We start from the raw sequence: 12,818 nt of genomic DNA, 5'->3' as shown, positions 1-12,818 counted from the left end.
GGTTATACAAAAGGCAGTAGGCCTTTATTTTTTTTGCTTTTTTTGAACTTACATATAGTAGAGCGTACAAAAAAGGCGTAGAAATTGGATTTCTACACCTTCTATGAATCTTTTGTCTACAGTCTGACCACTCAGTTTAGCTGAGTGGAAAGTTCTTTAAGCGATTAAAGATTTTTTAGCTTGTTCTGCTAAAGCAGTGAAAGCAGCTGCATCGTTAACTGCTAAATCAGCTAACATTTTGCGGTTGATTTCGATGCCAGCAAGTTTCAAGCCGTGCATTAATTTTGAGTAGCTAAGACCGTTCATACGAGCAGCCGCATTGATCCGTGCGATCCATAATTTACGGAAGTCGCGTTTTTTCTGACGACGATCGCGGTATGCGTAGTTGTATGAGTTCATTACTTGTTCTTTAGCTGTTTTAAATAAAGTGTGTTTAGAACCGTAGTAACCTTTTGCTAATTTTAATGTCTTTTTACGACGTTTACGAGTTACTGTTCCACCTTTAACACGTGCCATGTTGAATTCCTCCTAAAAATGTTATCTTTTTAATTAGCGCATTTGTGATAATTGTTGACGGATACGTTTGTAATCGCCACTTGATACCATTGCCGCTTTGCGCAATTGACGACGTTGTTTTTTAGTTTTACCGTGGAAACGGTGACTTGTGAACGCACGGAATCTCTTTAATCCGCCTTTACCAGTACGTTTAAAACGTTTTGCTGATCCGCGGTGAGTTTTTTGTTTTGGCATGACTATATTTCCTCCTACATTTCATTTGCCTACAGCTTTATAAGCTGGCAGCCTCAAAATTATTAATCTTTTTTCTCTTTCGGTGCGAGCACTAAGAACATGCTACGTCCGTCCATTTTCGCTTTTTGTTCAACTGTCGCGATATCATCAGTTTCTGCTGCTAAGCGAGTAAGAACTTTTTGACCAATATCCTTGTGGGTAATGGCACGGCCTTTGAATCGGATCGAGGCTTTTACTTTATCGCCTTTTTCCAAGAATTTACGTGCATTGCGAAGTTTAGTGTTAAAGTCGTTGACATCGATCGTTGGACTTAAACGAACTTCTTTGACGTTGATCACTTTTTGTTTTTTACGAGCTTCGCGTTCTTTTTTCTGTTGTTCAAAACGATACTTCCCATAATCCATGATCCGAGCGACTGGCGGTTTTGCACCAGGAGCTACTAGAACTACATCAAGGTTTGCTTTTTCTGCAATTTGCAACGCTTCAACTTTAGATTTTACACCTAATTGTTCGCCGTCTTGACCGATCAAACGTACCTCACGTGCACGAATGCCGTCGTTAACCATCATATCCTTTGCTATGGTCATTCACCTCCAAAATTTTTGAGAACAAAGCTGCCGACACGCGGCAATAAAAAAACGAGTTCTTTATCAGAACCCGCGCACAATTAGATCGATCATCTCATCAATCGTAATCTATCTAGCCCAGTGACACTTGTCAGCTAAGGCGAGAAGCGGGGCTTCTGCTTTTATTTCTCAACTTTTGTATAATATCAAATTATCTTTAGCCTGTCAAGCCGTTTCGTTTAGCTTGGCGTTTCAGTTTCTAAAAGCCTTTCTTTTCATAAAAAAAGCCAGCGCATCACACGCTAGCTCAACTTATTTTTGGATCTCTGCCACGACTGGCTGCAACAATGTGATTAAAGATTTGGTTGCGACTTCGACTGAATGCCCGATTTCACCACTGGATAAAATGATTTTTTCGTGAGCATTGACACTTGCATCGAAAACTAAGGTGTACTCAGGGTGATGCATGTAGATCCCGATTGGTGTGTTAGCTCCGTGTTCATAGCCCGTATGTTCCAAAACAAACTCCATCGGCGGAAAACCGATCTTCCGATTTCCCGTTGCTTTAGCGGTTTTTTTGTAATCTAACCGACTGTCTAACGGAACGAGTGCAATCACCACGCCGGTTTTATCGCCCTTTAAAACGAGTGTTTTGTAGATCGTTTCATGGGGAACATTTAATTCTTCAGCTTTCAAACGTGCGGTGTCACTGTCGTCTAAGGTCCAAGGAAATTCATAACGGACATATGCAATCTCATGTGCGGTCAAATATTGTTCCACTTCATTTGCCATTTGAGGTCCCACCTTTCCGGAAACGAATGATCGTTAATCCCAACGCTGCAACACACAATCCAAGAGCGACAACAAAGGTTACCCGCATCCCGAAAACGAAAATATCGGGTCGACCATTGATATAAGTCGTAACGCGTTTGCCATAAGCTTGGCTCATCCCGCTGTATAGAATCGTCGTTGAAAGTGCGATCCCCACCACCATGCCGAGATTTCTAGCAAAAGCATTTAAACTGCCAGCGACACCCAAGTTTTCTTTCGTGACACTGCTCATGATCATGGTGTTGTTTGGCGATTGGAACAAAGCGTTTCCCACCCCCATAATAGCAGTTGCGACGATATAAAACCAAATCGGCGTCTTGATATCCATAAAAATGTATAAGAGTTGCGTCACAGAAAGTAATGCCAGCCCCATCAAGACTAATGGTTTTGATCCGATCCGGTCAGTCATATACCCACTCAATGGTGCTCCGACTACCATCATCAGTGGAAAGACCATCATCAAAAGTCCGGCATAACTAGCGCTTAACCCACGCGCATTTTGCAAGTAAAACGGAATCACGACATTTACGAAAAAGTTAGCTGAAAAAATCAACAAAGCGGTAATCAAACTCATCGTAAAAATTTTATTTTTAAAGATCCCAAATGTGATCAACGGTGCAGCCTCACGTTTTTCAACGCGGATAAATATAATTAATGCCATGACAGCTACAGCAAATAATAAGAGCGGTACGAGATGCGTGAAGCCCAGCTCTTGTCCGATAAAGACTCCGCCAAAAAAGGTCATGATCGCAATAGCAAAGGTAAAGAAGCCTGCCAAGTCGATTCTTTTGCCGGATAACGTAATATCTTTTGGTAAAAACTTTTCACCGATCAAAATCGTAAAGATTCCGACTGGTACATTGATCCAAAAAATATACGGCCACGAAAATTGCGCTAAGATCAAGCCGCCCAAACCAGGGCCTGCGATTGAGCCTAAGGAAACGAAAGCCCCGATCGAGCCTAGTGCACGTCCTCGTTCATTTAACGGAAAGACTTCCGTGATGATCCCGGAATTTGTTGCCATCGTCATTGAAGCGCCAAAAGCTTGTACAATTCGACCAAACAATAAAAAAGCTAGTGAGTGGTTGAACCCGCACAATAGTGAACCCAAAATAAAAATCACGGTCCCGATGCGATAGACTTTGATTTTACCGAAACTATCCCCAATCTTGCCGAATAAGAGCAAGCAGGAACAAACTACCATCAAATAGATCGAAACGATCCACTCCGCTTGGTTCATGGGAACTTTCAAATCTTTTGAGATCGTTGGCAACGCGATATTGACGATACTGCCGTCTAAAGTCGACATGAACGTAAACATCGCCACTGAAACTAAGATCCACCAACGATCTTTTTGTACTCTTTTGTCATCTTGATATGTCTTCATTCGATACTTCCTTTCTCCTTTGCGATTATAGCAAGTTTTCAAAAAGAAAGTCAGTCTTTAACTTGAAAAATTTTTTAATCCAACGTAAATCGAAAAAAATGAAGGGAGCGGACACAAGTCAGGCCCGGCTTCCTTCATTTATATAAGTAGTGGGAGTAAAATCATTTTACTTCATTTCAAAATTTTTAGATCAATCAACTCGTTAGTCTAAACGGTTTAGTATGCGTTCCACCCGATACCTTCTTCGCTCCAGCCAAGCTTAGCTAAATGATCGCGTTCAGCTGCGAATTGCGTATAGTGATGAGCACCGGAAATCGCATTTGGATTGTACAAGCGATAAACATCAACAGGTCCAGCAGATTGGAAAGCGACTAATTCATATTTCCAACCTAATGAAACTAGCCAATCGCGTTCACTGGCACTTTTTGTGTAATGATGATCACCAGCATTTTTATTATATAAGCGATAAACTGCGTCACCGCCTTTTTCTGCAACATTCCCCGTGATGCCTTCATAATTCCAACCATGGCGAACGAGGTTATCTTTTTCACCGCCATTGGTCGTATAGAAATGTTCACCGGAGTTTGGATTATATAGTCGTTGGAGTGGTAATGTCGTAACATTTTGATCGTCTCCACTGCCATTTTCATCGTTGATCTTTGTAAAAACAGCCGTGTAAGTTGTAGTAGCATTGACCGTGATATCATTCCAATTGTCGACTACTTTACCGGCAGCATCTTCCCAATGACTGAAAAGATAACCTGGATCGGCTTGTGGTGTTGGGATTTTATCGCCAGGGATTTTCGCACCTGCTACGACAGTCGTTTGTAATCCACCAATCAATTTTCCATGCTCACCGGCAGTAAAGTTCACCGCGTAAGTATTCGCTTTTGGACGTGCGACGACGGAAAAGTTTTGGGTGAAATCTTGGCCGGCTTGTAAACCATTTTTAACGATTGCGCGCAACTTGACAGTCGTTGCTCGGTCAGCCGAAAGTTTTTGATCAGTCAACGTTACCCCATCTTGTGGTTCGACCAGTTCAAAAGTCACGTCCTGATTAGTTGCATTAGCTGGTGTGACTGTTCCTTTTAAGTCTAATGGCACGCCAACTTGCATTTCTGTTGGTAAACCAGTGATGCCTTTAACTGGCGTAAAGGTTACTGCTGGCGGATTAGTTGCTGAGACCGTCACTTCTTTGCTGCTGGTTACGCCGTAAGTATTTTGAGCAGTCACTTTGACTTTCCCCGTTCCAGCTTGATCGGCCGTTACATTACCTTGTGCGTCCACTTTGAAATTAGACGTACCAGTAACGACTTCATAACTTAATTTATAATCAGCGGGTTGAACAGTCGCATGGATATTTTGCGTTTTTCCGACGGTCAGCGCCAGGGTTTGCGGTACGTCAAATTTTGCTATTGGCGCATAGGTTTTGTCTGTCCATTGAGTCAATGACCCGTCTTTAGCTGTTGATAATTCTTTTAAAATCGATTGATAATCAGTAGCTGCTGGATGAACGATTTGACCAGTTTTAACAGCAGCGTTTCCCATCCCGTCAAATGCATCTCCTGATGATTGCGGCGCTGTTTTCCCAGTAAAGACTAATTCATTTAACTGTTTGTCATCCATAAATTCACGATAGTACAAGTTCGTCAAGTTTTCAGGCAAGACGACTTTTTTCAAGTTGGGACATTGCAAAAAAGCATTGGCTAACCCCTTAACTTGTGAGCCCGTTTCAAAAATCACAGTTTCAACCCCGGTCAACGCAAACGCTTGACCTGGTAGCCCACCGCTATTTGCATCCCCTAACGATTCGACTGATGCCGGAATCACTAAGGTCCCACTTAAAGCAGAACATTGACTAAAGGCACCATTCCCGATTTTTTTCAATGTCTCAGACAATCGTACCTGTTGAAGGTTCGTAGCAACTTTAGTGAGATCGCCGTCTAATGTGCTAAACGCATAAGCGGGAATCTCCGTTACACCATCGCCAAAAGTCACAGCTTTCACTTGTTTGGTCAGTGAACCGTCACCTGCTCCGCGATTAGCCACCCACCAATTCATTCCAGCTTGGGTATTGATCGACAGTTCACCGGTTGCCGCTTGCCAATTATAATCTGTTCCTGCTTGTGCTTCTGTGGTTGCAGCATGTGCGGTTACCGTTAGCGGTTGATCCAATTGCCCCGCGATCGCCACGAGCCCCAACTGTGAACTGCAAAGCAAACCAGCTACAACTCCCACTTTTACCCATTGTTTCTCTTTCATTTTGCTTTTCCTCCCGTTCCGATAAAACCTTGATTTTTTTAAAATAGTATTAAAAACTATCATCAGAATATAATTTTTGATTAAAGATTTCAATCGTTATTCAAAAGATGAAATAATATTACGATTTTAGCTCGAAAATGGACTGTTTCATAACAGCTAAAACTAAGCTACAACAAAAAAGCCGCAAGCAACAGCTTACGACTTGTACAATTCAAACTTAATTTTTGCGCCGACCACGACGTTGATTGGCTTCCATGATGACTGGCAAGATCACAGGCCGCCGTTTCGTTTGTTCAAATAAATAGCGGCTCAAGTGATCGCGAATATCTTGTTTTAATTTACTCCATTCAAAATCATCCGAGTGGAGATGTTTTTCCACGATCTCGCTGACTTTATCGGCACTTTCTTTGATCAAATCGCGGGAAGCTTTGACATAAACGAACCCACGGGAAGTGACTTGCGGTTTTGAAACGATTTTTTTCGTCTTGCGGTCGATCGTTACCACGACCACAAAGATCCCATCTTCAGATAAAACTTTACGGTCGCGCAAAACGATGCTGCCGATATCGCCAACGCCGATCCCATCGATCATCACATTGTCAGCTGGCTCGTTGCCGCTAGCAGTCATTTGATTTTTCTTGTATTCCAAAACATCGCCTCGACCAGTGATGAAGACATTGGTTAAAGGCATGCCCAATTCATGCGCAAGATCAGCATGAGCGGCTAACTGGCGATATTCGCCTTGTACCGGAATGAAATACTTCGGTGTCATGAAATCGATCATCAACTGCAGGTCGCGCGGATTCGCATGACCTGAGACTCGCAAGTTTTCGGAAATACTTTTGACTACGCCACCTGCGCGGTAGATCATATCTTCCGTTTTGGCGACGGTTGTTTCCATCGCTGTCGTTGGCGTAGTGGTGATGTAAACAAGATCGCCTTCTTCGATCCGCAATGATTTGTGGGAACCATTTGCCATGCGTTGCAATGATTTGATCGGCTCGCCCATTCGACCCGTTTCTAAAATTAATAGCTCATCTGGTTGATATTTTTTCATTTCTTTTAAGGTGATGAATACATCGTCTGGCACATTTAATTTATTCAAACGCATCGCAGTCCGAATGATCCGTTCAAAATCTTGCCCGGTCAAAACGACTTTCCGATTAGACTTTGCTGCGGCATTCAACACTTGTTGGACCCGCTGTAAATTGCTGGCGACACACGCGACGATGATCCGGCCATCCCAGTAGTTGATCGTATCAAAAACTTCATCGGCGATCTCGCGTTCAGAAGCGACTTGAGCGGCATTTTCAGCATTCGATGAGGAACTCAATAAAGCTAAGACCCCTTCAGAACCGATCTCGCCTAACCGTTTGTAGTTAGTCGCATACATCGGCACTGCTGTCGGATCAAATTTGAAATCGCCAGTGTACACGATATTGCCTTCATCTGTCTTCAAACTGATCCCCACTGAATCCGGGATCGTATGGGTCGTCCGGAAAAAGCTGACTACCGTGGAGCCAAAATCGATCTCAGTATGTTCATCGATCACATGGAAATCTTTGAAATGTTTACTGTCATCATTATGGCTAACGTTTAGTTTAGCTAATTCAATCGTGAGTTCTGTCCCGAAGACTGGAACATCGACCTCAGAAACTAAATACGGCAATGCCCCGATTGAATCTGCATGTCCATGAGTTAAAAAGACTCCGGCTACACGGTCCGCATTTTCAATCAGATACGTAAAGTCTGGAATCACGACATCGATTCCTAGCAATTCGTTTTCTGGATATTTCAGTCCACAATCAAGAACAAAAATATCATTTCCCACTTCTACGACGTACATATTTTTTCCGTTTTCACGGACGCCGCTAAAGGGGATGATTTTGATAGTACTCAAAAAAATACACCTCGCAAAATTATTTTATCTATTTTTTATTCAGCGCTGCTCAGACCCCGCATCAGTTCGGTCTGTGCTAAATACTCACCTTTCATTATACATGATTTTAAGGGAAATACCACGGTCGGCACTACTAGCAGCTCAACTGCCCAACTGGATTTGATTTTTGCGTATCGACTAACTTAATAAAAAAATGACCCCGCCGCAGCGAAATCATCGTGTTTTATTTTGATAGCTGAAATAGACGACGCCACTTGTGGCAAGGAGTGCCAGGCCCAGCGCCACCCGATTTGAATCTGACGTTTGAAACAATCGATGCAACATAACAAGTAGCAGTGCGCTGCATTCTAGTAACAAACAGATACTCAATGGCAGATCATAGCGGCGTTTTCTCACGCAGGCATAGTCATAGCTTTTTTTGATAAAAAAACTGATCAAGCCGACCATTAAAATAGCACTGATGGGGTCAGCTAAACTGCTTGGTAGCAACTATCTCATCCTCTCAATTTTTTCCTAGCATAACACTCTCTTTAGCAAACGGGCAAGTCTCTTCTATTATAAAGATCACTAGCTTTCATGCTACAATAAAGAAAAGCCTAAAGAAGTGATCCTTTGAAAAAAATGACCTTAGCAACCTTTGAGCAAACTTATTTTTATAAAACAGAATTGAGTCAGCTCTGTCGGACTTACGGCCTACCTGCTTATGGAACCAAAGCCGAGCTCAACCATTATCTGCGTTTGTATCTGACTGGCACACCGGCAACTGCTATTCAGCCGTTACGAAAAAAGCACGCGACAACACCCTCGGCTCAGCCACTCTCGCTAACCACGCCTCTGATCGATCCTAGTTTTTCATTTAATCAGACAACCCGCGCGTTTTTCGCTGCTTACTTTGGTGTTACGCATTTTTCATTTACTAAAGAGATGGCAGCACTCAAACGACAAGCAGAAATAACTCAGGACCCCACGTTAACCGTTGAAGATCTGATCAAACTCGTCCAACAGCCAACTCACACGTCAGTTAGTTCACTAGAAGACGCGACTTACCAATGGAATCAATTCGTCAAAGATTTTTGTCATAGTCCAGAAAGTGCCGCTTATTCACAAAAATTAAAAGTCGCTGCTTATTTGTGGCAGCAAGTCAAACACTCCGACCAACCAAAAAAATATCGCCCAGAGTTGCTCAGTTAATATGCCGTTGCACTTCGCTCATTTCATTAAGGAGGTCTCCATGGAAAAAGTGATCGTCTACGCCAGCCGCTACGGTTCGGCCAAAAAATACGCAGAACAATTAGCCGCCAAAAAAGGCTACTCACTTTACAACGTAACAAACGTGACTCGTGCAGCCTTAACAAATCGCGAGGTGATCTTGATCGCCGCAGTTTACATCGGTATGCCACTCAAGCTGAAAAATTTATTGAAATCATTGACTCCTGGTCAGCCTTTACAGCTTTTTACTGTGGGCTTGACTGATCCAGAAGTAACTGATCAATTTACCGAAATGGAAACAAAAATTCGTAAGTTAGCCCATGAAGCTTCGGTCGATCTCATTCAGCTTCAGCATTTACGCGGCGCATTTGACTATGAGCGGTTGAATTTCAAACACAAACTATTGATTAGAGCACTCCACAAATCTGCTAGTAAACAAACTAAGCCCAGTGCCACTGATCGATTATTTATGGAACTTTATGGCAATTCAGTCGACTATATTGAGGTGGAAAAATTAGAAGAGCTTCTTTGACTAACAGATGCCAGGTGTTGCGAAAAAATTTTTTCTAATCAAAAACAGAGTAGGATCCAAAAATGGTCCTACTCTGTTTAGTGTGAGCTTTATTTTTGTAATCCTTAAGCCAACAACAAATAAGGATTTTCTAAATAGTAGCGAATCGTCTGCAAGAATTCAGCGGCTGGTTGACCATCGATGATTTGATGATCAAAGGTCAAACTCAACGGCAGTTTCGTTTGAGGCACGACTTGTTCGTCGACTAATGCTAAGTTCGTGACAAAACCGCCCACGCCTAAGATTCCAACTTCTGGATAGTTCAAGATTGGCGTAAAGTATTCGACACCGGCACTACCGAGATTGGTGATCGTAAACGTCCCATCCATCAAATCAGCTTGCGGAGCTTCCCCATTTTTAGCCGCACTGGTGATCCGAGCAAAATCTTGTTGGATTTGTGCCAATGATTTGCTGCCAGCATCTTTAATGTTTGGAACGATCAAACCATCAGCCAATGAAGTCGCTACCCCGACATTGATGAAGTCTAGTTGTTGTAAACTATTCCCGTCATAACGAGCATTCATTTCAGGATGATCTTGCAGTGCTTTGGCGACCGCTTTGACAAGTAAAATATTCAAACTCCAAACTTGACTTGGCAGATCATCTGCCGTCTTCGCTTTTAATTCTTTCCGTAAAGCCAAAAGTTCGGTGATATCCGCTTTGGCCATGATCGTTAATTGCGCTGTACTAGCTAAGCTTTGCCGCATATTGCGGGCAATGATCTTACGCAAGCCGCTCAATCCACCGACAGTGATCGTTTGGGTCGGTGTAGCAGCAGCTTCGGTTGCAGCGACAGCAGGTGCTGGTTTGAAACTCAACACATCACGTTTTGTAACACGACCATTCGCACCACTACCAGAGATTGCACTTAACTCGAAATTATTTTCTTTAGCTAACCGTCGAGCCAGTGGTGAAGCGAAAACGCGCCCGGTACTATTTGCAGGTGTAGCGGCCGGTGTAGCATTTGCTGGCGTGACTTCCACTGCTGGCGCTGAAGCAACACTTTCAGCTGATGCGTCACTAGCAGGTGCAGCACTTGCCGCCTCGCCATGTTCGCCAATCAAGCCAATCGGTGTTTTGACTGGCACTTCTTCGCCTTCTTGTGTATAAATCGCAAGCAGCTCACCAGCTGATTCCGCCTCAACATCATAAGATAATTTTTCTGAACTGATACTAGCGACGACCTCACCATCTTTTACTGGATCGCCTACTGCTTTATACCACTTGTCCACCACGCCTTCTGTCATGGTCAAGCCTAGTTTAGGCATTAAAACTTCTACCGACATTTCCTCACCCCCGTTTCAAATCAAAGATCACACTGTCAGCCTCTGCTAATACCCGTTCTTTTGATGGTAGATAAAGTTGTTCCAAATTCGTCGCAAACGGAACCGGTGTATTTGGTGCACAGACAGTTTGGATCGGTGCATCAAGATAATCAAAAGCCGTTTTTCCTACGACGCTCGCGATATCAGTCGCGGTATTGTTATGCGGATTAGCTTCATCGATCACGATCAAGCGACCAGTTTTTTTCACTGACTCAATTACTGTTTCTTGATCCCAAGGCGCAACAGTCAGTAGATCGATTACTTCAACACTGATACCGAATTTTGCTAATTCTTCTTGCACGGCTTGCGCGACATACAACATCTTCCCAATCGAAACGATCGTCAAATCCGTTCCTTCTGTAACGATCTGAGCTTTTCCGATTTCAATCGTATACGCTTCTTCTGGCACGTCTCCTTTCAATGAATACAATGTCTTGTCTTCAGAAAAGACGACGATATTTGGTTCTTTTAAAGCTGACAATAATAAGCCTTTTGCATTGTAGGGCGTCGAAGGGACAACCACTTTGATCCCAGGAATCGCCCCAAGTAAGCCATAATAAGAGCCGGAATGCTGACCTGCAGCAGAAGCGCCAGCCCCGTGCATCGTCCGCATCGTCATTGGGATGCTGGCTTTACCACCGAACATGTACCGCATCTTAGAACCTTGTGTTAGTAGTGCATCCAAACAAAAGCCTAAGAAATCATTGAACATGATCTCTGGCACGGGATGAAGGCCAGTCGCAGCCGCACCAACAGCCGCACCCAAATACCCTAGTTCAGAGATCGGTGTATCGATGACGCGTTCTGTTCCAAATTCTTCCAGCAAGCCTTTTGTGACACCCATAACACCGCCCCATGCACTCTGTTTGTTTGCTAAATGTTTCGTGTCGCGGCCGCCAGCGATGTCTTCACCGAATAAAATGATCTTGTCGTCTTCTTTCATGGCAGTCTTCAACGCTTCATTGATCGCACCCATAAAGGTTAATCTTCTAGCCATTTTGTTCTCCTCCTTTTTTATGCAAAGACATCTTCCAGTAAAGCTTCTGGACTTGGCACTGGACTATTTTTTGCAAACTCAACAGCTTGTTCAACTTTTTCGACGGCCGTTTGTTCCATCGTTTTCATTTCTTCTTCAGTCAATAATTTTTGTTTCAATGCTTCGTCATGGAAAACAGTTAAGCAATCGACATCGGCCCATTCTTTTTCCGGACCATCAGGCGCTTTATATTTTTGTTCATCGCCTTCGAAGTGGCCGTAGTTTCGATACGTCTTGCATTCGATTAACGTTGGTCCTTCACCACGACGTGCCCGGTCGATTGCTTCACCAGCTGCTTCATATACAGCCACTAGATCTTTCCCGTCGACAGTCACACCAGGCATGTTGTAAGCTGCGGCCCGTTCAGCGATCGTTTTAGAAGCAGAGGCATACCATTGCGGTGTTGCTTCAGCGAATTGGTTGTTTTCGCAGACAAAAACGATTGGTAATTTCCAAATCGAAGCCATATTCATTGATTCGTGGAAATTTCCTTCATTGGATGCGCCATCACCAAAGAAACAAATCGAAACATTATCCGTCTTTAAATATTTGTTCCGTAAAGCTGCTCCATTTGCGATTGAAAAACCACCACCAACGATCCCATTTGCTCCCATCATGCCAAGGTCCATATCCGCGATGTGCATTGAGCCACCTTTTCCTTTACACAAACCAGTCGCTTTGCCGTAGATCTCAGCCATCATGCCATTCAAATCACAACCTTTGGCGATACAATGACCATGCCCACGGTGAGTACTGGTGATTTGATCTTCTTTTGATAAATGGGCACACACACCCGTTGCCACCGCTTCTTCACCGGCGTACAAATGAACGAAGCCAGGGATCTCACCTTTTGTAAAATTACGGTGGAGCATGTTTTCAAAATGGCGGATATCTTGCATCGTTTGATAAGCCCAACGAGCCGTTTCTTTTTCCATGATAAATTCCTCCTTCTTCGGATTAAAGTTAAAATTTTATTCAAAA

13 protein-coding genes are annotated in these 12,818 nt (G+C 43.4%); 2 read left to right on the top strand and 11 right to left on the bottom strand.

From position 1 onward, the window contains the following. Positions 1 to 156: 156 nt before the first annotated feature. From rplT to GVJ38_RS11670, 8 genes are all read right to left on the bottom strand, one after another. The gene (gene rplT / locus GVJ38_RS11705) at positions 157 to 516 is read right to left on the bottom strand and encodes a 50S ribosomal protein L20 (RefSeq protein WP_159723330.1); all 360 of its coding nucleotides are present in this window, start codon (positions 514 to 516) and stop codon (positions 157 to 159) included. 33 nt (positions 517 to 549) lie between these two features. Beyond that, entirely contained in the window at positions 550 to 750 is a 201-nt protein-coding gene (gene rpmI, locus GVJ38_RS11700; protein WP_159723329.1) for a 50S ribosomal protein L35, read from the bottom strand. Between the two features lie 62 nt (positions 751 to 812). After that, a complete protein-coding gene (infC, locus tag GVJ38_RS11695; RefSeq protein ID WP_159723328.1) occupies positions 813 to 1,337 on the bottom strand; it encodes a translation initiation factor IF-3 in 525 nt (174 codons plus the stop codon). Between the two features lie 291 nt (positions 1,338 to 1,628). Continuing rightward, complete coding sequence (locus GVJ38_RS11690; RefSeq protein WP_159723327.1) at positions 1,629 to 2,108, bottom strand: YbaK/EbsC family protein; 480 nt, start codon at positions 2,106 to 2,108, stop codon at positions 1,629 to 1,631. Beyond that, on the bottom strand, positions 2,098 to 3,534 hold the full coding sequence (locus GVJ38_RS11685) for an MFS transporter (protein ID WP_159723326.1): 1,437 nt from the start codon (positions 3,532 to 3,534) through the stop codon (positions 2,098 to 2,100). The genes GVJ38_RS11690 and GVJ38_RS11685 overlap by 11 nt, the downstream gene beginning before the upstream one ends. Before the next feature lie 216 nt (positions 3,535 to 3,750). Then, positions 3,751 to 5,796, bottom strand: a complete 2,046-nt coding sequence (locus GVJ38_RS11680) for a leucine-rich repeat protein (RefSeq protein ID WP_159723325.1) — start codon at positions 5,794 to 5,796, stop codon at positions 3,751 to 3,753. 217 nt (positions 5,797 to 6,013) lie between these two features. Then, positions 6,014 to 7,696, bottom strand: coding sequence for a ribonuclease J (locus GVJ38_RS11675; RefSeq protein ID WP_159723324.1), 1,683 nt, complete (start codon positions 7,694 to 7,696; stop codon positions 6,014 to 6,016). Positions 7,697 to 7,909: 213 nt separating this feature from the next. Further along, positions 7,910 to 8,185 (bottom strand): hypothetical protein, encoded by a 276-nt coding sequence (locus tag GVJ38_RS11670; RefSeq protein ID WP_159723323.1) that lies wholly within the window; start codon positions 8,183 to 8,185, stop codon positions 7,910 to 7,912. Between the two features lie 132 nt (positions 8,186 to 8,317). On the opposite strand from GVJ38_RS11670, the gene GVJ38_RS11665 reads away from it, so the two are divergent. Together GVJ38_RS11665 and GVJ38_RS11660 are read left to right on the top strand one after the other, a co-directional pair. Next, positions 8,318 to 8,887 carry a hypothetical protein gene (locus tag GVJ38_RS11665; RefSeq protein ID WP_159723336.1) on the top strand — a complete coding sequence of 190 codons (570 nt, stop codon included), beginning with the start codon at positions 8,318 to 8,320 and terminating at the stop codon, positions 8,885 to 8,887. A 40-nt stretch (positions 8,888 to 8,927) separates the two neighbouring features. Beyond that, positions 8,928 to 9,437, top strand: a complete 510-nt coding sequence (locus GVJ38_RS11660) for a flavodoxin domain-containing protein (RefSeq protein WP_159723322.1) — start codon at positions 8,928 to 8,930, stop codon at positions 9,435 to 9,437. Positions 9,438 to 9,541: 104 nt separating this feature from the next. Here GVJ38_RS11660 and GVJ38_RS11655 read toward each other — a convergent pair whose 3' ends face one another. From GVJ38_RS11655 to GVJ38_RS11645, 3 genes are read right to left on the bottom strand one after another with little or no spacing between them, the layout of a single operon-like run. Further along, on the bottom strand, positions 9,542 to 10,762 hold the full coding sequence (locus GVJ38_RS11655; protein ID WP_159723321.1) for a dihydrolipoamide acetyltransferase family protein: 1,221 nt from the start codon (positions 10,760 to 10,762) through the stop codon (positions 9,542 to 9,544). Positions 10,763 to 10,766: 4 nt separating this feature from the next. Beyond that, a complete protein-coding gene (locus GVJ38_RS11650) occupies positions 10,767 to 11,798 on the bottom strand; it encodes an alpha-ketoacid dehydrogenase subunit beta (RefSeq protein WP_159723320.1) in 1,032 nt (343 codons plus the stop codon). A gap of 17 nt (positions 11,799 to 11,815) precedes the next feature. Further along, the gene (locus GVJ38_RS11645) at positions 11,816 to 12,772 is read right to left on the bottom strand and encodes a thiamine pyrophosphate-dependent dehydrogenase E1 component subunit alpha (protein WP_159723319.1); all 957 of its coding nucleotides are present in this window, start codon (positions 12,770 to 12,772) and stop codon (positions 11,816 to 11,818) included. Positions 12,773 to 12,818 lie beyond the last annotated feature (46 nt).

The sequence above is a fragment of the Enterococcus sp. CSURQ0835 genome, from assembly GCF_902706605.1.
In the GTDB taxonomy this organism is placed as follows: Bacteria; Bacillota; Bacilli; order Lactobacillales; family Enterococcaceae; genus Enterococcus_A.
This window is presented reverse-complemented; position numbering and strand designations above follow the sequence as displayed.